Origin of the sequence: Xanthocytophaga flava, assembly GCF_030068545.1 — a bacterium.
Lineage (GTDB): Bacteria > Bacteroidota > Bacteroidia > Cytophagales > 172606-1 > Xanthocytophaga > Xanthocytophaga flava.
In genome coordinates this window covers 105,797-129,891 of the sequence record NZ_JASJOR010000004.1, presented here as the reverse complement: position 1 = coordinate 129,891, position 24,095 = coordinate 105,797, and the positions used below count along the sequence as shown (strand labels likewise).

Genomic DNA, 24,095 nt, shown 5'->3' with positions numbered 1-24,095 from the left:
TATGTAAAAACAAACCACAATGAAACATCTCTATACCTATATTACATTCAGTATACTCCTTGTATTGTATGTATCCGCCTATGGAACAGGAGTAAGTAAGCCTAAGCCTGCAAAACCCAATATTGTGTTGATCCTGGTTGATGATATGGGGTTTTCAGATATTGGAGCGTATGGTTCGGAAATTCCTACACCAAACCTGGATAAGCTGGCCAACAATGGAGTACGCTTTACACAGTTTTACAATACATCCCGTTGCTGTCCAACACGAGCTGCTTTGCAATCGGGTGTGTATCCGCATCAGGCAGGAGTGGGTAGTATGAATGGTAATCTGGGTATACCTGCTTATCAAGGATATTTGAATAAAAATATCATCACCATTGCCGAAGGATTAAAGACGCAAGGATATACAACTCTCATGTCTGGAAAATGGCACATAGGAAATACTCTAGAACAGTGGCCGGGAGCTCGCGGATATGATAAGTATTTTGCCTTGATAGGAGGAACTAGTCATCAGTTTTATCCTCATCCCTACAAGCTGGCTGAAATAAACTTTTTTGTAAAGAATGGTCAGAAGCTGGAATCATATACTACAGATAAGAAACCAGACTCCTATTACCTGACAGATGAATTTACAGATCAGGCTTTGGGATTTTTGGACGAAACAAAAAATACCAACAAACCTTTTTTCCTTTTCACAGCTTACAATGCGCCGCACTTTCCTATACAGGCACGCAAGGAAGATATTGAGAAGTATAAAGGCAAATACATGCAGGGGTGGGATGTAGTCCGCACAGAACGTTATAAACGTTTAGTGAATATGGGAGTTATTCGTCCGGAATGGAAATTGTCTCCCAGAGACACCCTGATTCCCGGATGGGACCAACTCCGCCAGACAGAAAAAGAAGCATGGGATCTGAAAATGGCTGTATATGCCGCTATGATAGATCGGCTGGACTATAACATCGGTCGTATTCTGGCTAAGTTAACTGAGCTTGGAGTAGACAAGAATACTTATATATTCTTTCTTTCTGACAATGGTGCCAGTCATGAATATGCTTTCTCAGCAAAGTCACAGACTCCGGAGGCGGCTTCGCTGGTAAAACCTCTGACAGCAGATAATCCGCAATCATATGTTTCCTATGAATATAACTGGGCGAATGTAAGCAATACACCTTTCCGTTCTTTCAAACACTGGGAGCATGAAGGTGGTATCAGTACACCTTTTATTGCCTATGCTCCAGGAAAAATTCAGGCGGGAGGATTGGTACCTGCACCAGCTCATGTGATAGATATTCAGCCTACCATCTTTGATCTGGCTGGAGTAAAGTATCCGCAGACTTATAAAGGTAACACGCTTATCAGTCAGGAAGGAATATCTTTCAAATCAGCCCTAGATGGCAAGGAGTGGAAAGGAAATGATATCATATTCTGGGAGCATCAAGGCAATCGGGCCGTGCGTCAGGGTGACTGGAAGATTGTTTCGTTTTACCCTGAGAATAAGTGGGAGCTATACAATATAAAGGAAGACAGAACAGAATTACACAATCTTGCATCTTCTAATCCCGCTAAACTACAGGAGCTGATAAACTTATACAATGCATGGGCAAGGCGTGCAGGAGTAGTAGAATGGGAAACGCTGGTGAAGAAGACGCCATAAGCCAGTGCTGTCTTACATACAATCCATAGTATACAAAACAAACCACGATGAAACCTTTTCTTATAAATTATCCTCTTTCTATGAAAGAGGTATACTTGTTTCTGATCATCAGTCTTGTTCTCTCTGCTTGTACAAGTGGTAAACGGAGTAACTATTCTGATGAAAAGCAACCCAATATTGTCTTTCTTTTTGCAGATGACTTTGGAAATAATGTTCCTTCTGTTAATGGCAATAAATGGGTAAGCACTCCGCATATTGATGCCATTGCCAAAGGAGGCGTCCGCTTCAGACAAAACTATGTAACGGCTCCAATCTGCTGTGCTTCCCGTGCCGGATTGCTTACAGGACGTTATCAACAACGTTTTGGCTCCGAAAATCACCTGCATTATCCTTATAACTCTGCTTATGCAGGAGATGGTGGACTGGAGTATCTGAAAAAGTTGGGTATTGATTCGCTGGATGTAAAGACACAGGGTATCCCGGAAAGTGAATTAAATATAGCCCAGATCCTGAAACAGAACGGTTATACTACAGGTATTATTGGAAAATGGCATGCCGGCTTTTATGATGGCTATCGTCCCCATCAACGAGGATTTGATTATAGCTGGGGTTGGTATGGAGGCTCTTCTTTGTACTATACTGATTCATCAGATGTGAACTTTGTGACATTTAAGGATGAAAACGGACTATATCATCATTATCCTTCTTCAACAGGAAAATATCAGTGGCAACGAGACCCTATTGCTACAGGAATATTCCGTAATGGCAAACTGGTTGATGAAAAAGAATACCAGACCTATGCCATTGCCCGTGAAGCTGAAGCTTTTCTGGAAAAGAACAAAGACACCCCCTTTTTTCTGTATGTACCTTTTGGGGCTATTCATACACCGCTACAGGCTGTAACAAAAGATTATAAACAGTTAGATAAAATCCGTGATCCACAACAGAAAGTACTGCTGGCAATGGTACTTGGACTGGATGAGGCTGTAGGACGTATCACACAGAAACTCAAAGAACTTGGTCTGGAAGAAAATACCATTGTAGTATTCTCCGGTGACAATGGTTCTACGTATCACAGTCTCAAACCCGGAGAAAAGGGTGAAGGAAAAACAGTGTATGATGGAACATATGAAAATCTGAATCTGCCCTTCAAAGGAGGGAAGCTCACACATTATGAAGGTGGTATTCGTACTCCTCTTTTTATTAAATGGCCTGGCAAGATCGAACCGGGTAGTGTATACGAACATCCGGTTTCTACCCTGGATCTGCTACCTACCTTTGTTGCAGCAACAAAGACAAAGTTACCTGCTGACCGGAAATATGATGGAGTAGACTTATGGCCATTTATTTCAGGAGATAATCCTGAAAGTCCGCATCCTGTCTTATTCTGGCGCAATGGATTTGTAAAGACCATTCGTAAGGGGGACTATAAGCTATTGGAAAATGACAGAGACAAAACTGTTTTTCTATATGATCTGAAAAAAGATCCTTGTGAACAAACCGATCTGGCTACACAGCTTCCTGCTGTGGTCAATGAATTGCGTCATGATTTTGCCCAATGGGAAAAAGAACTTTCCCCTCCTCGGTGGAAAAGTCCGAAGGTTACAGAAATACTCGTAGATGGTAAGTTAGTTTCCTTTCAACCTTAACCTATTGTATATCCTTACATTCCTGACATGAAAACATCCTTTTTTCGAAAGTTTTATTTCCTGGCATTCATTGTCTTTGCTGGGAACCTATCGCTGACATATGCTCAGTCTAAACCTAAATACAATGTTTTGTTTATAGCAGTTGATGATCTGAATAATGAGTTGGGCTGCTATGGAAGTAAAGAAGTAAAATCACCTAACATCGACCGACTGGCAAAACAAGGAGTCCGATTTGATCGTGCCTATACACAGTTTCCCCTATGTAGTCCCAGCCGATCTTCTCTACTGACAGGGCAGAGACCAGACGTGACAGGAATTTATGAACTGCAAACGCACTTTCGTAAAAATCTTCCGGATGTAGTAACACTGCCACAGCTTTTTATGAATAACCATTATTATAGTGCTCGTGTAGGAAAGATATATCATTATGGCGTTCCTGGTCAAATAGGTACCAATGGATTGGATGACTCCTTGTCCTGGCACCACCGCGTCAATCCGAAAGGTCGGGATAAAGTAGCAGAATCGACAATCAAAAATCTTACGCCTGACCGAAACCTGGGAAGTGCTTTATCGTGGCGGGCAGATGAAGGTTCAGATGAGGAACAGACAGATGGCCTGATTGCTGCAGAAGCGATTAAACTGCTGGAAGAAAAGAAAAACGAACCTTTCTTTCTGGCAGTAGGATTCTTCAGACCTCATACACCTTATGTAGCACCTAAGAAATATTTTGATCTGTACTCTCCTGAGAAAGTTACCTTGGCTAAAGAAAAGGAAAATGATTTAGAGGACATACCTGAGCCGGCACTTTTTACAAAACCTTCACACTGGGGCCTGAATGAAGCAGACAGACGTGAAGCTCAACGGGCTTATTATGCCGTTATTTCCTTTATGGATGCACAAGTAGGTAAAGTATTGGATGCATTGGATCGGTTGAAACTCAGAGATAATACAATTGTAGTTCTCTGGAGTGATCATGGATACAATTTGGGGCAGCATGGACAGTGGATGAAACAGAGTTTGTTTGAAAATTCGGCACGAGTGCCTTTGATTATCTCTGTTCCTGGTGGTGTAAAAGGAAAAGCTTCTCTCCGTACGGTAGAATTAGTAGATCTGTATCCTACACTGGCACAACTCTGTGAATTGACTCCTCCAGCAGACTTACAAGGTAAAAGTTTAGTGCCGTTGTTGAAAAATCCCAACGCTACCTGGGACAAACCTGCCTATACACAGGTGAGACGTGGAGACATAATGGGGCGCAGTGTGCGTACAGAACGATATCGATATACGGAATGGGATGAAGGCAGACAAGGAATTGAATTATACGACCATCAGACTGATCCGGATGAATTTAATAATCTGGCAAAACAAAGTTCCCAGGCTGCTACAGTAAAAGAACTGGCTGAGTTACTTCACAAAGGTTACGCTCTCAAAAACAAATCCTGATAAGAGTTATGAAGATGTTATATTTTGTTAGCAGAGTACTAGTATTGGTTGCTCTGCTGATCTCCTGTAATGTATCTGCACAACAGGGAAAGAAATCCGGAAAGCTTAATGTATTGCTGATTTACGCAGATGATTATAATACCAAGTCAGGATACAATGGACATCCCATTGTACAGACCCCTAATCTGGATAAACTGGCTGCCCGATCTGTTAACTTTAAAAATGCGTACTGTCAGTATCCTTTGTGTAGCCCGTCGAGGACGTCATTGTTGAGTGGTAAGAGACCTGCTACCACTGGAATAAGGGATAATAATACTCCTCCTCGAACGCATCTACAATCTACTGTTTTTCTGCCGCAGTTATTTAAACAGAACGGCTACTATACTGCACAGATTGGTAAGATTTTCCATTCTCAACGATTTGTAAAAGATGGGATACCACAAGGTGACTTCAATATAGACACTGCCAGTTGGTCATTTCAGTACAATGAACTGGTTGATGTAAAAGATCCCGAAGTAATCCGTCTGGCACATGATCCAAAGACATCGCCTGCCCGTAGTGCCAATCAGGAATGGGCTATTCTGAATGTAGCAGATGAGCAAACCGGAGATGGATTAGTGGCTACCAAAGCTCTGGCTATTCTGGAACAACGGGTAAAATCCAATACACCGTTTTTTATTGCAACAGGCTTTCGCCGACCTCATGCGCCATATGATGTGCCAAAGAAGTATTTTGATCTGTACAAAAATTCTTCAATAAAAGTACCGACTTCTCCGGCCAATGATCTGGATGATATTCCACCTATTGCGCTGACGAAAATTGACCCACTGACGGATCCGGAAACCATAGATAAAATTAAAGGCTACTATGCCAGTATCTCCTTTATGGACGCACAGGTAGGTAAACTGCTGCAAAAGCTGGATGAATACAAACTATGGGACAATACTATTGTGATTTTTCTGGGAGATCATGGCTATCATAATGGAGAACACAGAGGACTATGGCATAAACAAACCCAGTTTGAAGAAGCCACACATGGAAACTTACTTTTGTATACACCACAAGCAGTGAAAGGAAAGGAAGCTAAAGGGTTTATTGAATATGTAGATGTTTATCCGACCATTGCCGAACTGGCTGGTTTGAAAGCTCCTTCGGATCTGGAAGGGAAAAGTTTTGTACCCTTGCTGAATGCTCCTGAAAAAAAGTGGAAACAGGCTGTATTTTCAGAGGTTGTGCATGAAGGGGTACTGGGCAAGAGTGTACGTACAGAACAGTATCGATATACAGAGTGGGGTACAGATAAAGTGGAGTTATATGATTTGAAGAAAGATCCCAATGAATTTACCAATCTGGCTGGAAAATCTGCTTATAGCACCATTCAGCAGCAGCTTAAACAGACGCTGGAAAAAGGATGGAAAACTGTAAAGCTGATTTCTGCCAATACGCGATGAATTATCTATGAGAAATACTACACTCAAACAACGTTTGTTATATCTATGGATTTGTATGATTGGAGCATATACACAAGTTGTGCATGCCCAATCTACAGATCCTTTTCAGGGAGAGAAACTATATGCAGATGTAAAGAAATATGTTTCATTTGGTATTCATCGTACAGCTTCAGAGGGTGATATTGAAACCTCTACCTGGATACAAAAGAGGCTTGAGATAAATGGTTTTCTGACTTCTTTTACCTATTTTCCTGTAAAGCAATTTTTTCTGGAGAAGGCGGCAGTGGATATCAAAGGTCATTCTGTAGAGGCTTTTCCTCTCTGGTATGTGAAAGATCCGGCGGTAAAGGTGAAAAGCGAGGTTGTCGATTTGAGTGGCAATGCAAAGACAGACATCCGGCATAAAATTGCATTGGTCCGGTTGCCTCCGGGTGGACAAATCACAAAATCCATTATTCAAGCACTGGACTCTGTAGTCAATGCAGGTGCACAGGCAATCATTGCTATCTCTACTAATAAAGTAGGAGAGATCGTAGCTTATAATACCACCAGGGATCTGCAACCCTGGAAAGTGCCTGTGGTGATAATAGCTCCTAAAGATTCAGCACATATACTAAAGGTGGTTGCTCAGAAAACACCTGTTACCTTGTCAATAAAAGGTACAATCAAAGCTGTACAGGCGCGAAGTGTACTAGGTAAGATTGGTTCGGGAGAAAAATATGTGATTATCTCTACACCGATTAGCGGATGGTTTACCTGTGGTGGTGAACGAGGTCCTGGAGTAGCTGTTTTTAATGCATTGGCAGAATGGATTAGTAAACAGAATTTGCCTTATACCTTTCTTTTTACAGCCAATTCAGGGCATGAACTGGATAATACAGGAGCTCATGTATTTATTGGCCAATACGCTCCCAAGCCAGAAGATGTGCACCTATGGCTACACTTGGGGGCTGGTATCGCTACCCGTGAGTGGAAATCCTCTCCCTCGGGAGGAACCAAACTGAATACGGTAGATCCATTGAGAAATATCATGTATAGTGAAAATATGGAGGCCAGTATTCTGTCTGGATTTGAAGGGCAGCCAGGAAAAAGATGGAAAGTCGAAGAGCAGGCCTTAGGAGAATTAAGTGTGGTTTCGGCACATGGATACAAACGTTTCTTTGGTATTGCCTATGGGCATACCTTTCATCATATGCCTTCCGATGATGAAACGACAACTTCACCGCAGCTTCTGGAAGAGATTGCACATGCCATTCAAAAAACACTCGAATTAGAACTTCAGCTTTCCAAATAACATGACCTCACCTGTAATACAACCTCGCTCAAAACGATCAAAAACCATTCGACGAATTGGGATCATAGGTATAGGACTAGCCATACTACTGGGCTATTTGTTATATCCATTGGCTTCTCATGACTATGATCTACCTGTTGATGAAAAAGCTATTCAGGAAAAGAATACCTTTCTGACTGCTCCTATTGCTTCCAGACCTGTGGCACGTCAACCTAATATTGTGGTATTGGTAGCCGATGATCTCGGCAAGACGGATATTTCCTTATATGGAAATAAAATTGTGAGGACATCAGCTATTGATAGCCTGGCTGCTCAAGGCGTAACCTTTACAGAAGGATATGTTACAGCTGCGATCTGTAGTCCTTCCCGTGCAGGATTGCTTACAGGTCGTTATCAGCAACGCTTTGGACATGAATTACAACCTGTGAATCGCTACCCGAAAAATCGGATGCAGCAACTGCTTGCGGGGTTATTTATTGATAAGCAACAATTAGAGTTTGCCAATAATACAGGTATCCCTACACCTGAAAACGTAGCTCGGCAGGGATTACCGCTGGGCGAGATTACAATAGCCGATTTGCTTAGGAAAAACGGATATGCGACAGGTATCATTGGAAAATGGCATCTGGGTAGCAATGAGGATTTTCTGCCACTAAAGCGAGGTTTTGATTACCATTATGGTTTTTATGAAGCATTTGCCTGGTATACAGATACGACAAGTCCTGGCTTGGTGAATGTTCATCACAAAGGTGTGATGGATTCACATATCTGGGATTTAGGTGGACAAGGCAATTCTCTTGTTCGAAGAGGAAATGAAATTATACACACCAAAGACTATTTGACTAACCAGCTAGCAGAAGAAGCTGTACAGTTTATTGATCAACATCGTGAGAAACCATTTTTTCTGTATGTTCCATTCAATGCTCCACATACTCCCTTTCAAGCCTACAAAAAGGATATAGAAAAATACGAAGCACAAGGAGTCGATCGGAATAAAGCTGTGTATTATGCCATGATTGAGTACTTGGATCGGGCTATTGGAAAGATACACCAAAAGATCAGAGATGCGGGTCTGGAAGACAATACTCTAATTGTGTTTTTGAGTGACAATGGTGGGGCTACCTATACTGATGTTACCAGCAATGCACCTTTGAAAGGAGGCAAATTGTCACTGTATGATGGTGGAATCAATGTGCCTTACGTTGTTAAATGGAAAGGACATATTCCGGAAGGAATTACAGATAACAGACCTGTTAGTTCACTGGACATTTTTGCTACAGCTTCTGCTGTTTCAGGTTCTGCATTGCCATCCGGACGAAAATACGATGGTGTCAATTTGATTCCTTTTCTTGCTAAACCAGATTCTGCAACTCCACATGAGACTTTATTCTGGCGTGCTGGCTCAAACAAAGCAGTTCGTAAAGGTGAATGGAAGCTTGTAATGAATGAAAAAGATAATATTACTGCCTTGTATAATCTAATCAAGGACAAAGAAGAAAAACACAATCTGGCGGCTTCCTATCCTGAGAAGGTAAAAGACCTGCAAAAGACATTGAATGAGTGGGAGAAAGGACTGGTAAAGCCATTATGGCCTAGCACTGGTTATTATCGGAACGAATTTGATGGAGTGGAAGATCGATATAATTTATAACTATTTTATATTTAGTTAAGACATGCATAACCTGAAAAATATCCTATGTGTGTTGCTTGCTGTAGTAACACTGACTGTACAGGCACAAAAACAAACCGACCGACCGAACATTCTCTGGATTGTAAGTGAAGACAATACAACTCTACTGCATTGTTATGGAGATAACTTTGCGACAACTCCTAACCTGGATAAACTAGCTAAAGAGGGTGTTCGATATACTAATGCTTTTTCTACTGCACCTGTATGTGCCCCCTCCCGATTTACGCTCATTACAGGTATGTATCCGCCTGCTATGGGGACAGAACATATGCGTAGTACGTATCCAGTACCTGACTTTGTGAAGTTTTTTCCAAGATATCTGCGTGAAGCAGGGTATTATACCACTAACAATGCAAAAAAGGATTACAATACAGTAGACCAGCTGGAGACATGGGATGAATCCAGTGATAAGGCTTCATATAAAAACAGGAAAGCCGGACAGCCTTTTTTTGCTGTGTTTAATCTGAATGTCTCCCATGAAAGTTCCATTCATCGGTATAAAGATTCTCTGCATCATGATCCAAATAAAGTTCCTCTTCCACCTTACCATCCGCCTACCACTGAATTTAAACACGACTGGGCTCAATACTATGACCAGATTGAGACAATGGATGCACAAGCTGGTAAGTTACTCCAACAACTGAAAGAGGAAGGTTTAGATGAAAATACCATTGTATTTTATTACAGTGACAATGGAGGTGTATTAGGTCGCAGCAAACGCTTTATGTATGAATCGGGGCTACATATTCCTTTGATTATTCGTTTTCCAAAGAAGTATGCTCATCTGGCATCAGGTAAGGCTGGTACTTCAACGGATCGCCTGGTTACATTTCTGGATTTTGCACCTACCATTCTTAGCCTATTGAATATTCCAGTACCGGAATATCTGCAAGGACAAGCTTTTTTAGGAGGACAGCAAAAAGCTCCCCGGCAATATGCTTTTGCTTTTAGGGGACGGATGGATGAATGCATTGATATGGTTAGATCCGTTCGGGATAAGAAATACCGCTACATCCGTAACTATTTGCCGCATAAAATCTATGGTCAGCATCTGGATTATTTGTGGAAAGCCCCTTCAATGCAATCCTGGGAAAGGGAATACAAGGCAGGTCGTTTAAATGAAGTACAATCCCGTTTCTGGCTGCCCAAGCCTGCTGAGGAACTCTATGACATAGAAGACGATCCTCATAATATCACTAATCTGGCTTCTCAGCCCCAGTATGAAAAAGTATTGCTTCGCTTTCGGGAAGCCAATCAGAAATACATAAAGGAGAGTAAGGATGTTGGATTTATACCTGAAGCGATTCTATCACGAAAAGCAGCACAGGGACCATTGTATACCTATGCTCGCACCGATGATTTTTCACTGGATAAGATTCAGGAAACAGCAGATTGGGCATCCTCACGTAATCTTAAATACAAAGATGGACTTATTAAGCGTCTCGCAGATGCTGATCCGGTTGTGAAATATTGGGCTGCTACAGGATGTGTTGTACTGAAAGAAGCTGGTGCAGCAGCAAAGGTGCAGTTAACTGCATTATTAAATGATGCAGAACCTGCAGTACAGATTGCAGCTGCTGAAGCCTTGTTTCATACAGGTGAAAAGGATAGTGCTATCAAGACCCTGATTAAAAGCCTGGAAGACCCGAATGAATTTGTGCGATTACAAGCGTTAAATGTTTTGCAAACATTTGGACAAGATGCTATACCTGCTATTCCTGTTGCCAAAAAACTGATTCCTGAAAAGCCTGCAGATACTTATGATGTCCGTGCTGCCAGGAATTTTACAGAGGCATTTGTTCACTGAAAAAATGGATTGATAAGCTTCTATCTGTAATCGTTCTTTCTTGTGGTTTTTATTTCCAATTAACTCAAATAAAATTCTTTTGGGATGATTGGAAATAAAAATCATACTATTACATTTGTCTATGGATTTAATAGGGTTTTGTCGCCACCAAACAAAATCTTTAGTAATTAGGGATTTACACTGCAGGATATTATTTATCTATCTCTCTGCCATACTTATTTATGTATCCAAACATACACTAAGTCTTTTCTGATAGTACTTTTTATCAAACTGTTGCAACATTTGGAGGATACGTATTGGTAGTAACCAATAAACCTCTATTCAAGCAATAGACAGAAGATATATTTAAACCAATCTATACCACTCACATCCTGATGAAACAATATTTACTGATCTTTTTCGGTAGTACAATCATAGTATTAGGACTAGGTCTGTTGTCTTTTACAAATAAAGAAAAAAGACCTGAAAAAGCCCTTCAACCTAATATTGTTCTGATCTTGGCTGATGATCTTGGCTATGGAGATCTTTCTTCTTATGGTCAAACACAGTGGCAGACCCCTAATATTGACAAACTGGCTGCACAAGGGGCTAAGCTTACCGATTTTTATACACCAACACCGTATTGTGCACCAACACGTGCTTCATTGCTAACAGGTCGGTATCCTATACGTCATGGAATGACTGCCAATCCGAATCCGGAAAAAGTGAGAGCTAGTTTTCAGACATACAGAGGAGGAGATGATGTAGGGATTGCGGATAATGAACTACTTCTGAGTGAAGTTCTTAAATCAGCTGGATATGCCACAAAGATCATTGGAAAGTGGCATCTGGGGCATAAACCACAGTTTTTTCCCAGCCGTCATGGATTTGATGAATATTATGGAATTCCGTATTCCAATGATATGCGTCCGGTTGTGTTAATGGAAAACGATAAAGTAGTAGAATATCCGGTATTACAAACTACCATTACAAAACGCTATACACAAAAAGCACTGGAGTTTATTGACAAAAATAAGGATAAGCCTTTTTTTCTTTATCTGCCTCATGCAATGCCCCACAAGCCAATGGCAGTATCAGAAGAATTTTATACACCTGATACCAAAGGTGATCTGTATGCTGATGCTGTTCGGGAACTGGATTGGTCTGTAGGAGAGGTAATGAAAAAGTTGCATGAACACCATCTAGAAGAAAATACAATTGTGATCTTTCTATCAGACAATGGTCCCTGGTTTGGAGGAAGTTCAGGAGGATTACGTGGTATGAAAACTCAGAATTGGGAGGGAGGGATACGAGTACCTTTTGTTGTGCAATGGAAGGGACATATAAAGTCTGGACATGTATCCAAAGAGCCAGCTGGAGTAATAGATGTATTTCCTACTCTGACAAAGCTGGCAGGTATACCATTATCCAAAGATCATGTACTGGATGGAAAAGACATTTTTCCTTTGTTCGTATCCAATACGAAAACACCGCACGATGCACTGTTTTCCTTTTATACGGATAAATTGTATACTGTACGTAGTGGCAAATGGAAGTTACATATACATTCTCCTGAGTCAGCACAGTTACCCTCAGATTCAACTTGGATAGATCCTCGTAGCCCTGATGGCGTAACTATCATTGCTCCTTTTGAACAGGCAAAAGCCAATCAGTTTCCTGGCGTGAAAACAGGAGATCCGGCAGGAGAGGGACTCTTATTTGATCTGGAAAAAGATCCATCTGAACAGAAGAATGTAGCAGCCTCCTATCCGGATGTTGTAGAGAAGCTGCGTAAAAAAGCATCTGTTTATTCCTTTCAATGAATAGAATACCTGGTATAACTAATCTGTCAGAATATGATACCTTATATATACAAAAAAGTATTTTATATAGGATTTTTACTTGTACTCCTTTTACAGGAAACAGTAGCACAGACGTCTATTCAGGGTAGTGTAGTAGACAAAAACAAATTACATCCTCTGGAGTTCTCAACTGTTACATTGCATCGTTTACAAGACAGTTCACTGGTGGCAGGAACAGCTGCTGATGCAAAAGGAACATTTACTCTTACAGACATAAAAGCTGGAAGATATTATATGATTGTACAATTTTTAGGCTATAAACCTTTTAAGGTACCTCCTATAACTATATCAGGAGATAAAGTCTATACTATAGGCCAGATTGCCCTGGAAGCTAGTCCTGCTTTACTGAATGAGATCATTATTAAAGGAGAAAAAGCAGCTACTTATCATCATATTGATAAACAAGTGTACAATGCTGCACAGTTTCAGTCTGCTCAGGGAGGAACAGCCACAGATGTACTGAAAAATCTTCCGTCTATATCTGTTAATAGTGAAGGTGATATCACGATGAGGGGTTCTTCCAGTTTCATTGTATTACTGGATGGAAAACCAGTTCAGTCTGATCCTGGCATTATTCTGAATCAACTTCCTGCCAATACCGTAGAAAATGTGGAAGTTATTACTACTCCTTCATCCAAATACGATCCGGATGGAAAATCAGGTATCATCAATATTACCACTAAAAAAGGGGCAACAGATGGTTATTACATTCTGACAAATGCTCAGATAGGTTTGCCTAGTGTACAGGACTATGGCAATGAAAACAGGCCTGTCCGTTTTGGAGGAGATGTAACTGCCAACTACAAAAAGGCTAAGTGGAATGTGTCGTTGGGTGCCAATTACAAACGTGATGATATTGCCGGGTACCGGGATGGAGAAGCTAAAACATATTTGAATACTATCTATACAACATTCCCTTCTTTGGGAGAAAGAAGTTATTATTCCTATTCTTATTCTGTAAAAGGAGTGGTTTCGTATCAGATCAGTCCTTCCAATACACTTGAAGCTGGTTTCTATGCAGGCAAAAAAAGTCAGTTTCGGAAGGCTGACATCCTTTATAAACAGCAACGAAGCAACGAAGCAACAGGAGAGCTGCTAAATTCATTTGATTACTTCAATCAGAATCTGCGTGAACGCAGAGGAGATTTTGTTGTTTCGAATCTGGACTATTCTCATCTGTTTTCCGATAAATCTGTATTGACAGTATCTGCTCTGTATGAGAAAACCATTCTGGGTGGACCTACAAACAACAAAGATGTAAATCCAGAGTTGCATTCTCAATTATATAACCAGGCGGTTATGGATGAAAGCAATCCGTTGGATGGATTTCGATTTAAAACAGATTATAGTAAGTCAATTGGGAAAAAAGGAAAATTTGAAGGCGGATATCAGTATCGGTATTTATTGCATAAAGGAGATTTTACATACAGAGAATACAACCCCTCCTCCAAAACCTGGTCGGTACGGGAGGATTTGAGCAATGAGGTGAAACTGATCCGACATATTCATTCTCTCTATGGACAGTATTCTGCTGAGATAGGCAAACTCAGCTATACAGCTGGATTACGAACGGAGTTTATTGATCGTACATTAGAAGATAAGAGTACCTCTACACCCTATACTTTTAATCGGGTTAATCTGTTTCCTTCTGCCAATTTGCTCTATACTATCACGAAGGACTTTAAATTGAAAGCAGGATATAGTCGCCGGATTGTACATACTACTTCCAATATGATGAACCCTTTTCCGGCGAGAAGGCACTCTGAAGTACTGGAAGTAGGTGATCCTAAACTGCTACCTGAATACATAGACCTGGCAGAGATAGGAGTTGTTAAAAATATAGGATTTCATTCTGTCTTTGCGAATGTATATTACCGGGGTGTACAACATGTGATTAACCGTGTCAATACTGTTTACAACGATACCATTCTGATTCGTACATACACCAATGCTGGCAAGGCTACATCGTATGGTATTGAAGCAGGCCTGGATTTGAAACTTGCCGAATGGTGGACTTTTTTTGCTGGAGGAAATGTATACCAGTATGCCATTCGGGGTGGAGTATTTAATACGGCTGTGCAAACAAACAGCATTAATTATTCTGTCAATGGAAATACTACTATCAGAGTTTTTCCTTCTCTTACTTTCCAGGTAAATGTAAACTATACTTCCCGCACGGTGACAGCTCAGGGAGAAGACTCTCGTTTTCTGATACCCAGTGCTACACTAAAGAAAACCTTGTGGAAGGGCCAGGGGAGTGTAAGTCTGCAATGGCAGAACATAGATTTAGGCATGTTGGGTTCTAATGAACAGAGACTGACAACACATGGTAGCAATTTTTATACATCTACGAATTATATTCAGGAAGTAGATGTGTTTCGACTTAATTTCAGTTACCAGTTTAATAAGCTAAGCAAAAAACTGAAGTTTACAGAAAGTGAATTTGGAGAAAAGGAATTTTAAGACAAGCATTCCCTGAAAGGATCTATAATTAGATGGAGATATATAATTCTATATCCTTGTGGGAATGAAATAGAGGAAAACCAATGCGCAAAACGAGCAACAAAGAAAAGAAAACAGAGTTTACAAGCAAACCTACAGAGACCTTAACTAAAAGTAGCTTGTCTTCCCGAAAAACTTTATGGATAGGAATAACAGCTATTGTGTTAAGTGTTGGCTATTCCTTTTTCTTGATAAGCTGTTCACAGAAGGAGAATGCAGAACAAGCTGATACTTTCACTAATAATGTATCTCTGGCAACCTATGTTGGTAGTAAACAGTGTCAAAGCTGTCATGCTGAGCAACAAACACAGTGGAATTCTTCACATCATGCCCAAGCTATTCAGGAAGCCAATGCACAAACTGTGTTGGGTAATTTCAATGAGGCTACTTTCAGGTATAATACTATACAGAGTCGTTTCTATAAAAAGGGAAATGATTACTTTATCGAAACCGATGGACCAGACGGTAAACTGACTGAATACAAGGTAAGTTACACATTTGGTGTATACCCACTTCAACAATATTTGGTTCAGTTTCCGGGAGGGCGTATGCAGGCTATTCCCATTGCCTGGGATTCACGCAAGAAAGAGGAGGGCGGACAGCGATGGTTTCATATGTATCCGGACGAAAAAATTGATTTCAAGGATCAGCTTCACTGGACTGGACCTTACCAGAACTGGAATATGATGTGTGCTGAATGCCATTCGACCGCACTAAAGAAAAATTGGGACCCTGAACAAAAGGCTTATCATACCGAATGGAAAGAGTTGAGTGTAGGATGTGAATCTTGTCATGGACCTGCGTCCGGGCATATCGAATGGAGTAAAACTGCTTCAAAGGAAACAGATGCCAAAAAAGGCTTTGCTTTTAGTCTGCGATCTGGCTGGGCTAGTGACTGGCAATTTGCTGATAATGCACCTATTGCACATCGGATTAAAGGACCTAATCCCGCTATTGAAAATGTATGTGCCGCCTGTCATGCCCGTAGTAGTCAGCTGACAGATGGATGGAATGCCTCTCCTGCCGATGAATTTACCCAGCACCATAATCCTGCGGTTTTGACAGAGCCTTTGTTCTGGGCTACAGGTGAGCAACACGATGAAGTATATGTCTGGAATACATTTCATGCAAGTAAGATGTATGCCAATGGAGTTACCTGTGTAGATTGTCACAATGCACATACAGGTAAGCTTTTGGCTTCTGACAATGCATTATGTGGGCGTTGTCATAGTCCGGCAGTCTTTGATACACCCAAGCACCATTTTCATCAGACAGCTACGGCTGGCGCTTCCTGTGTAAGTTGTCATATGCCCACCCGTACCTATATGGGTGTAGACGAACGTCGTGATCACAGCTTTCAGGTGCCACGTCCGGATCTGAGCATGACTACACAAAGTCCGAATGCCTGTGTGTCGTGTCATACAGAAAAGAACAATCAGTGGGCTGCAAACGCACTGGATAAGTGGTATGGCAATGAGTGGAGACAAAGACCTCATTGGGCAAATACCTTCCATCAGGCTTCTTCCGGCAAACCCAATGCTGACCAGGCTTTAATGACGCTGGCAAAGGATACAAAACAATCTGCTATCGTTAGAGCTAGTTCTCTCTCTTTGTTACGAAGAGAAGCAAGGCCAGAAGTAATAGCTCTGGCACAGCTCCTGATGCAGGATGCTGCACCAAAAGTACGTTCAGAGGCTGTAAAACTACTTGAGACAGTAGAACCAGGAGAACGGTGGCGATTAGCCAATGCCTTGCTGGATGATGCCAATCGTATGGTTCGTATGGAAACGGTAGCTACACTAGCTGATATGCCTGCAGAGCAACTGAATGATACAGACCGTCAGCGATGGGGTAGGGCGTTGGGAGAGTATGAACAGTCTCTGCGTTTACATTCTGATTTTCCATCCAATTCTTCACAGCTTGGTGTTTTGTATTTGCGTCAGCAACGATGGAACGAAGCCCGTAGCTGGTTGCTCAAAGCTATCGAACTGGATCGGAAATTTGAAGCAGGGTATGTAAACCTGGCAGACTATTATCGATTGACAAAGAATGATGTGCTGGCTGTAGAGACATTGAATAAAGGATTGGAGTTTGTTCCCAAAGGAGCTGATCTACGGTATGCACTGGCATTGGCCTACGTTCGTCTGGGAGATGTAAACCAAGCACTTCCTTTACTGAAAGAAGCGATTCGCCTCTCTCCAGATAATGTACAATATGCCTATGTTTACGCAGTAGCTTTACATGATAAAGCGGGACCCCTACAAGGGATTGCAGCTTTAAAACAAGCTTTACAGCATCTGCCTAACAATGGAGACTTGCTTAGCTTGTTGGTGGAATGGCTAATCGAAACCCGAAATTTTGCAGAAGCGCGTTCCTATAGTGAGCAATATGCAGGTTTATATCCTAATGATCCAGCTATTGCCCGCTGGAAACAGATGATTCCATAAGGTATCATAGATGCGACAATTTTATTTAGAAGCAAATATCTCTACAATACATCCACAACCTCTTATTAATCTAATTTATGGTAGTTCATTATGAAGAAATTCTTTTTTTCTCTGGTATTTGCCCTGACAGCTATGTCTCTGGCAGTTGCACAGAAATCGGCTAAGCCGAACATTATACTGATTATGGTCGATGACATGGGGTATTCGGATATTGGTTCCTATGGTTCTGAGATCCAAACCCCTAACCTGGATAAGCTAGCTAATGAAGGCATTCGTTTCCGGGAGTTTTACAATAACTCTATTTGTGCCCCAACCCGTGCTTCTCTGATGACTGGGCAATACCAGCACAAGGCAGGTGTAGGATATTTTGATGTGAATCTGGGATTGCCTGCCTATCAGGGATATCTGAACAAAGAGTCGCTGACACTGGCCGAGGTGCTGAAACAAAATGGGTATAGTACTCTTATGTCAGGTAAATGGCATCTGGGACAGGATAGTCTTGCCTGGCCTAATCAGCGGGGATTTGAGCAGTTTTATGGCTTTGTATCAGGTGCCAGCAACTATTTTGACATTGGCAAATATGGACAGGCTCCTCCTGTTGTACTAATTAAAAATAACAAAAAACTGAAGCTGAAAGAAGGTGAATATCTGACCAATACAATCACAGATAATGCCATTGAATTTTTAAAAGATCAAAATAAGACCAATAAGCCATTCTTCCTGTATCTGGCATTCAATGCACCTCACTGGCCGTTACAGGCATTGCCTGAGGATATTGAGAAGTACAAAGGAAAATATGATATTGGTTGGGATTCATTGAGAGTACAACGACTGGCCCGCCAGAGAGAACTGGGCATATTGCAACCCAATCAAAATATAGCAGAACGTGATCCGGAAGTGCCTCTCTGGGATAATCTAACCTATGATCAAAAGCAACTTTGGAAAGCCAAAATGGAAGTATATGCAGCGATGCTGGATCGGGTAGATCAGAGTATAGGTCGTGTACTAAATACCTTGAAAGAGCTGAAAAAGGATGACAATACTTTGATTGTCTTTATTTCGGACAATGGGGCTCAGGGAGGATTTGCAGGTATTGGTCGTAAACCACAGCGTAACACAGGTCCTATTGGTTCACCAGGGTCTTATGACTACCAGGAGCAAAACTGGGCATATGTATCGAATACTCCTTTGCGCCAATACAAAAACAATATGCATGAAGGCGGTATTAGTTCTCCTTTTATTGCCTGGCTTCCTAAACAAATCAAGGCTGGTTCTCTGGTAAAAGGAACAGGACACCTAATTGATCTGGCTCCAACCTTTTATGAATTAGCAGGAGCTAAATACCCTGCTACTTATAATGGGGTAACAGCCAATCCGCTGGCAGGAAAAAGCCTTGTACCTGTATTGACGGGAAAAGCTTCAGAAGTAAACCGTGGAGAGCCATTATTCTGGGAACGTGCTGGTAACAGGGCTGTACATAAAGGAAAATGGAAGATTGTTTCCACCTTCCCAGCTTATCAGTGTGAACTATACGATCTGGAGAGTGACCGTGGCGAGACCAAAAATGTAGCAGCTCAAAATCCACAAATAGTAAATGAACTGTCGGCTGATTATGGTAAGTGGGCTGAAAAGACAGGTGTAGTAGACTATGATAAAATAAAACCTGCTCAACCAATGGTGATTCCTGGGCAAAGTCCAGCCTCAGCACAGGCTCAAAGGACTGCTCAGTAAAAATATTTTTTATGAATGTTTATATACTACCTGATTTTTATAGTTATATAGGAGTCAGGTAGTTGCATTTCACCTCCTTTTCGCATACCATTGTTATTTCCTTATTTAACACTGCAACTTTATGAAAAAACATTGTCTACTTTGGTTAACCTATTCCTTATTTGGGATAGTTCCCTCTCTTGTACAAGCACAAAAGACTACTAATTATGATCTGGCATCACTTCTGGAACAAAAGAAACTAACTGTATATAATCGTACAATCTATTTATCAGATGATAAGATGGCTGTTAAGTTGAATGAGAAAGATCGGGAGGGCATAGTCTGGCTTAATGGTATTACTTTTAGTAATGGAAGAATAGAAATAGACGTTAAGGGAAAAGATGTATTACAACGTAGTTTTTTAGGTGTTGCCTTTCATGGAGTAAATGACTCAACCTATGACGCTGTTTATTTCCGCCCATTTAATTTTCATGCAAAGGACTCTATACGTAGAATCCATGCTGTACAGTATATCAGCCATCCAGTATATACATGGTCTAAACTAAGGGAAGAGCGAAACGGAGTTTATGAAAAAGCTGTTATTTCTCCTCCAGATCCTAATAACTGGTTTCATGCCCGCATAGAGGTGGTAGGCGAGACAGTGCAGGTCTATGTAAACGATGTCAAAACTGCCTCTCTTACTATCAAGAAGCTTAATGATCGCAAGGACGGAAAAATTGGGTTATGGGTAGGTGATGGCTCTGATGGAGAGTTTAAGAATCTGAAAATAACGAGACGATAATACAAAAGGAGAACCACGGAAGGTTCTCCTTTTGTATTAGTGTTATCTACACAAATGATAACACAACTATACTATCTGTAGTTCAGACACTCTTCTCCGTAATTGGGCTACTTCTGACAAAAATTATTTTTTCAATTTTGTATCCGCAAAATGAGTTCTAACTTATAAAGTGGATTATATGAATACTGAACAACAAAAGGTGTGGTTTATTACAGGTACTTCCAAAGGTCTTGGATTACAACTAACAAAGTTTGCCTTATCCATAGGTGATAAGATAGCTGCTACTACACGGGATGTAGAGGCGTTGAAAAAGAAGGTAGGCACAAATGTCGAGAATCTTTTTCCGGTAGAGTTGGATATCACGTCTGATAAAGATGTAAAAGAAGCTATTAATCGTGTAGTACAGGAGTTTGGTCGTATAGACGTAGTCGTTAATAATGCTGGATATTCTTTGGTAGGAAGTATGGAAGAAATGTCAGATGAAGAGTTTCGGAAAACAATGGATGTCAATCTATTTGGCACTGTCAATGTGATACGGAATGTCATGCCTTATTTGAGAAAGCACCAATCCGGCCATATAATCAATATTTCTTCCAATGCCGGATATGTTGGATTTGAGAAGGCCAGCAGTTACAATGCCGCCAAGTTTGGTGTAGTAGGTCTTTCGGAGGCTCTGGCACAGGAAGTAAAAGGGTTCGGAGTTCATGTAACTGTTGTAGCGCCAGGCCAGTTCAGGACGGAGTTTATGGACTCTATTATGTATGTTAAAAACAGGATTGCTGTATATGGTGTGGACGAAGCAGAGAAGATGTGGTCTCAGTTTAGCGGACAGCAAGAGGGTGATCCTGAAAAGCTGGTTCAGATCCTTGTTAACCTGAGCCGTATGGAACAACCGCCTGTTCGATTGTTGGTAGGACCTGACACATATGAACTGGTAACAAAGCAGCGTAAGGTAGAGGAAGCAGATTTTGAGAAATGGAAAGATCTGACGCTTTCTACCAATTTTGATTAACCCTTTTCTGGGAGCCAATATAGTTGTCTTCTTTACTGCATATACTATGAAACCTTATAACATCCAATCCATTGCCCAATTGCATAAGCTACTGAAGCTACCCAGCCCCAGGCATCCGTTAATCAGCATTATGGATTTTGAGGACATTACTTGTTTTGATGATAGTGCATTGGAAGCTGTTGCCTATAATTTCTATTGTGTTGCTATAAAGAAAAACTTTGAGGGGAAGATGAGGTACGGCCAACGCCACTATGATTTTGATAGAGGTGTAATGACATTTTTTGCTCCAAAGCAGGTAGTAGTGACGGAAATACGAGATGACTGGCAGCTTGAAGGACAGTGGCTGGTATTTCATCCGGACTTTATTCAAGGCTATTCATTGGCTAGCGAAATTCATCAGTTTGGCTTTTTCTCTTATGCAGTAAATGAAGCCTTGCACTTATCAGAAGATGAAGAACATATTATTAAGCGATTGTTTGAAGACATCAGACGGGAATATTCTGCTGTGGTAGACCGTTTTTCTCAAGATGTGATTATCAAACAACTAGAACTGTTATTGAGTTATTGTAATCGCTTTTATCATCGACAGTTTTTAACCCGAAAGCAAGGGAATGACAGTCTGCTCATCGATTTTGAAAATCTGTTGGATTCCTATTTTGAGAATGAAGATGCCGAGCTACATGGTTTGCCAGGAGTGAGTTATTTTGCTGATCGGTTAAATATTTCACGTAATTACCTGAGTGATATGTTACGGGTTATCACTGGACAAAGTGCACAACAACATATTCAGCAAAAGGTAATAGAGAAAGCAAAAGAGTTATTAAGTCTTTCTGAACTAAGTGTGGCTGAGATTGCTTACCAGCTGGGATTTGAGTATCCACAATCTCTACATAAGCTCTTTAAAAAAAAGACTGATCTATCTCCACTCGAATTTCGTGAGCAGGTCAGATCAAAATGAGGAAGCCTGTAGCCTATGAGATTAGTTTGAGTACAATGATACATCTCATACCTCTCTGTTAACTAGAAACCTTTCTTTCCAAAACAGAAAGGTTTTTTCATTTTGAAAAAGATGTACTTGCTTCTATCTCTATAATTATTGTTTATATGTGTTGATAGACAGTTAGTTATCTGTATACTAGTCAATTTGGCAAGAGGTTTGGATATAGATTGTCAAAACAGAATACAATATGAAATCTATTATTCCTCTACTTGCCTTATGGCAAAGTGTACCTTCCGAATCTGAAAATAAAGAAGAGACAATCAGTCAGTCCGATCGTGAAAATATCTATACGCTTATTCAGGAGTTGGCCGATCAAACGAAAGCATTTGCTTTATCCTATCATTTTAAAGATGTGAGAAGGTGTTTTATGGTGGCTGAAGATTTGTTGCAACACTCTGATGCCCAGATTCGAAGTGCTGTTAGCAATGTGTATCTGTACTCTCTGTCCACTTTACTGGATGAGAACAATTCTCTTTCATCTGTACTTCGGTCATTATTGCTTCCTCAGCTTCGAAAAGAATACTACAGCCAGTTACGGGCTTCTCTTCCATAATAGTACATTAATCAGAAGCCAATTGAACTTAACCAAAATAGAAATGAATACTGAATTTAAAATAGAAATAGCCTCAATCAAACATAAAAAGTATGCTGAGTTGATTTGTCAGACTATGGAAACCAGTGCGTTAGTTAGAGGAACAGGTATTTCCAAACGCTTGCCCGAAGATATATTACATAAAATGGAAGAAGGCAAAGCCTTTATTGCTACCCATAGAAATGGCGATTGGGCTGGGTTCGGATATTTTGAAGTATGGGACAACGGAAAATCTATTTCTAATTCAGGTTTAATAGTAGCCCCTCACTATCGGAATAAAGGAATCGCTGAAGCACTCAAAAGAAAACTGTTTAGGCGTTGCCGTCAACTATTTCCGGATGCAAAGATATTTAGCATTACAACCACTAAGACAGTAATGAAAATCAATTCACGATTAGGTTTTAAACCTATGCCTTTTGGAGAGCTTACCGCAGATACACAATACTGGAAAGGATGTCAATCTTGCTGCAACTATGATATTCTGCAACGTACAAACTGTAAGTTTTGTCTTTGCACCGGTATGGTATTTGATCCGGCAGAAATCTAAATATCGTTACGATATTTATTGCTTCTCTAAATGTCTGAATTTTTCAGATAGACTCAAAAGTGGTTCTTTAGGGACAATCATAAAGACGTTATTGTTACTTACTTCTTTTGTAATGGCTTGTATAATCTTAAATTCCTGAGGTGTCCACATATTTTTAAACCAATTTTTCTTTGTCATAACCACTGTCTTCCATTCATCAACCCACCATTGGTTAAACCATGGGTTTCCTTGGGCTTCTATCCTGCCAATCAGAGAGTGAATCCAAGTTTTGATTGTGTCCTGCATTTCCTGATTTAGTCCTCCATTTTCTTCTGATCCGATTATCTCAAGACTAATCTGTCTAAATGTGCTTTCCCAAGATGACTTCTTTTTTTCTGCATAAAAATGAATTTGTCCTATCCAACTGGCGGAGCTATGAGGAATAGAATATTTATTTTCCATATGTTCTATAAGCAGCTTAGTAAAGCTACACTCTCCATTCCTTCCTATTTCATAGCCATATACAAAACTGATTATATTGGATTTGTTTCTCTCAGGAATATACATACCCATTCTTGTAATAAATCTAACTAACAGTAACTTATCTTGATCTGTCATATTTGTTAAAGTAAATCCTAACTGAGAGATAGTTGAAAAAAAATGGGCTGTCTT

General features: G+C 40.6%; 17 protein-coding genes. 16 read left to right on the top strand and 1 reads right to left on the bottom strand.

Annotated features, from left to right (window positions below; translation table 11 throughout):
• The first annotated feature begins 19 nt into the window (after positions 1-19).
• The 16 genes from QNI15_RS07775 to QNI15_RS07700 all read left to right on the top strand — a co-directional run bounded on the left by QNI15_RS07775 (position 20) and on the right by QNI15_RS07700 (position 23,444).
• Positions 20-1,657, top strand: coding sequence for an arylsulfatase (locus QNI15_RS07775; RefSeq protein WP_314031241.1), 1,638 nt, complete (start codon positions 20-22; stop codon positions 1,655-1,657).
• Between the two features lie 80 nt (positions 1,658-1,737).
• The gene (locus tag QNI15_RS07770) at positions 1,738-3,306 is read left to right on the top strand and encodes a sulfatase-like hydrolase/transferase (protein WP_314031240.1); all 1,569 of its coding nucleotides are present in this window, start codon (positions 1,738-1,740) and stop codon (positions 3,304-3,306) included.
• A 27-nt stretch (positions 3,307-3,333) separates the two neighbouring features.
• Positions 3,334-4,749, top strand: coding sequence for a sulfatase (locus QNI15_RS07765; RefSeq protein WP_313996441.1), 1,416 nt, complete (start codon positions 3,334-3,336; stop codon positions 4,747-4,749).
• 8 nt (positions 4,750-4,757) lie between these two features.
• Entirely contained in the window at positions 4,758-6,200 is a 1,443-nt protein-coding gene (locus QNI15_RS07760) for a sulfatase (RefSeq protein ID WP_314031238.1), read from the top strand.
• A gap of 7 nt (positions 6,201-6,207) precedes the next feature.
• Complete coding sequence (locus tag QNI15_RS07755; RefSeq protein ID WP_314031236.1) at positions 6,208-7,494, top strand: hypothetical protein; 1,287 nt, start codon at positions 6,208-6,210, stop codon at positions 7,492-7,494.
• Between the two features lies 1 nt (position 7,495).
• On the top strand, positions 7,496-9,145 hold the full coding sequence (locus tag QNI15_RS07750; protein WP_314031235.1) for a sulfatase-like hydrolase/transferase: 1,650 nt from the start codon (positions 7,496-7,498) through the stop codon (positions 9,143-9,145).
• A gap of 22 nt (positions 9,146-9,167) precedes the next feature.
• Positions 9,168-10,991, top strand: coding sequence for a sulfatase-like hydrolase/transferase (locus QNI15_RS07745; RefSeq protein WP_313996433.1), 1,824 nt, complete (start codon positions 9,168-9,170; stop codon positions 10,989-10,991).
• A 374-nt stretch (positions 10,992-11,365) separates the two neighbouring features.
• Positions 11,366-12,793: a sulfatase family protein gene (locus QNI15_RS07740; protein WP_314031234.1), complete on the top strand. Its 1,428-nt coding sequence runs from the start codon at positions 11,366-11,368 to the stop codon at positions 12,791-12,793.
• Between the two features lie 33 nt (positions 12,794-12,826).
• Positions 12,827-15,295, top strand: a complete 2,469-nt coding sequence (locus QNI15_RS07735) for a TonB-dependent receptor domain-containing protein (protein WP_314031233.1) — start codon at positions 12,827-12,829, stop codon at positions 15,293-15,295.
• A gap of 83 nt (positions 15,296-15,378) precedes the next feature.
• Positions 15,379-17,781 (top strand): tetratricopeptide repeat protein, encoded by a 2,403-nt coding sequence (locus QNI15_RS07730; protein ID WP_314031231.1) that lies wholly within the window; start codon positions 15,379-15,381, stop codon positions 17,779-17,781.
• Between the two features lie 90 nt (positions 17,782-17,871).
• A complete protein-coding gene (locus tag QNI15_RS07725; protein WP_314031230.1) occupies positions 17,872-19,512 on the top strand; it encodes an arylsulfatase in 1,641 nt (546 codons plus the stop codon).
• A 121-nt stretch (positions 19,513-19,633) separates the two neighbouring features.
• Entirely contained in the window at positions 19,634-20,293 is a 660-nt protein-coding gene (locus QNI15_RS07720) for a family 16 glycoside hydrolase (RefSeq protein ID WP_314031229.1), read from the top strand.
• A gap of 178 nt (positions 20,294-20,471) precedes the next feature.
• Positions 20,472-21,305: an SDR family NAD(P)-dependent oxidoreductase gene (locus QNI15_RS07715; RefSeq protein WP_313996420.1), complete on the top strand. Its 834-nt coding sequence runs from the start codon at positions 20,472-20,474 to the stop codon at positions 21,303-21,305.
• A 46-nt stretch (positions 21,306-21,351) separates the two neighbouring features.
• Positions 21,352-22,263 carry a helix-turn-helix domain-containing protein gene (locus tag QNI15_RS07710; protein WP_313996418.1) on the top strand — a complete coding sequence of 304 codons (912 nt, stop codon included), beginning with the start codon at positions 21,352-21,354 and terminating at the stop codon, positions 22,261-22,263.
• A gap of 229 nt (positions 22,264-22,492) precedes the next feature.
• Complete coding sequence (locus QNI15_RS07705) at positions 22,493-22,858, top strand: DUF7674 family protein (protein WP_314031227.1); 366 nt, start codon at positions 22,493-22,495, stop codon at positions 22,856-22,858.
• Between the two features lie 43 nt (positions 22,859-22,901).
• Positions 22,902-23,444 carry a GNAT family N-acetyltransferase gene (locus tag QNI15_RS07700; protein ID WP_314031225.1) on the top strand — a complete coding sequence of 181 codons (543 nt, stop codon included), beginning with the start codon at positions 22,902-22,904 and terminating at the stop codon, positions 23,442-23,444.
• A 15-nt stretch (positions 23,445-23,459) separates the two neighbouring features.
• Here QNI15_RS07700 and QNI15_RS07695 read toward each other — a convergent pair whose 3' ends face one another.
• Positions 23,460-24,041, bottom strand: coding sequence for a hypothetical protein (locus QNI15_RS07695; protein ID WP_314031224.1), 582 nt, complete (start codon positions 24,039-24,041; stop codon positions 23,460-23,462).
• Positions 24,042-24,095: the final 54 nt, after the last annotated feature.

Bases quoted from the DNA above. Each gene is read 5' to 3' on its own strand.
- QNI15_RS07755 (WP_314031236.1), top strand. From the start codon at position 6,208: ATGAGAAATACTACACTCAAACAACGTTTGTTATATCTATGGATTTGT.
- QNI15_RS07775 (WP_314031241.1), top strand. From the start codon at position 20: ATGAAACATCTCTATACCTATATTACATTCAGTATACTCCTTGTATTG.
- QNI15_RS07710 (WP_313996418.1), top strand. From the start codon at position 21,352: ATGAAACCTTATAACATCCAATCCATTGCCCAATTGCATAAGCTACTG.
- QNI15_RS07720 (WP_314031229.1), top strand. From the start codon at position 19,634: ATGAAAAAACATTGTCTACTTTGGTTAACCTATTCCTTATTTGGGATA.
- QNI15_RS07700 (WP_314031225.1), top strand. From the start codon at position 22,902: ATGAATACTGAATTTAAAATAGAAATAGCCTCAATCAAACATAAAAAG.
- QNI15_RS07725 (WP_314031230.1), top strand. From the start codon at position 17,872: ATGAAGAAATTCTTTTTTTCTCTGGTATTTGCCCTGACAGCTATGTCT.
- QNI15_RS07740 (WP_314031234.1), top strand. From the start codon at position 11,366: ATGAAACAATATTTACTGATCTTTTTCGGTAGTACAATCATAGTATTA.
- QNI15_RS07730 (WP_314031231.1), top strand. From the start codon at position 15,379: ATGCGCAAAACGAGCAACAAAGAAAAGAAAACAGAGTTTACAAGCAAA.
- QNI15_RS07705 (WP_314031227.1), top strand. From the start codon at position 22,493: ATGAAATCTATTATTCCTCTACTTGCCTTATGGCAAAGTGTACCTTCC.
- QNI15_RS07750 (WP_314031235.1), top strand. From the start codon at position 7,496: ATGACCTCACCTGTAATACAACCTCGCTCAAAACGATCAAAAACCATT.
- QNI15_RS07745 (WP_313996433.1), top strand. From the start codon at position 9,168: ATGCATAACCTGAAAAATATCCTATGTGTGTTGCTTGCTGTAGTAACA.
- QNI15_RS07735 (WP_314031233.1), top strand. From the start codon at position 12,827: ATGATACCTTATATATACAAAAAAGTATTTTATATAGGATTTTTACTT.
- QNI15_RS07760 (WP_314031238.1), top strand. From the start codon at position 4,758: ATGAAGATGTTATATTTTGTTAGCAGAGTACTAGTATTGGTTGCTCTG.
- QNI15_RS07715 (WP_313996420.1), top strand. From the start codon at position 20,472: ATGAATACTGAACAACAAAAGGTGTGGTTTATTACAGGTACTTCCAAA.
- QNI15_RS07765 (WP_313996441.1), top strand. From the start codon at position 3,334: ATGAAAACATCCTTTTTTCGAAAGTTTTATTTCCTGGCATTCATTGTC.
- QNI15_RS07695 (WP_314031224.1), bottom strand. From the start codon at position 24,041: ATGACAGATCAAGATAAGTTACTGTTAGTTAGATTTATTACAAGAATG.
- QNI15_RS07770 (WP_314031240.1), top strand. From the start codon at position 1,738: ATGAAAGAGGTATACTTGTTTCTGATCATCAGTCTTGTTCTCTCTGCT.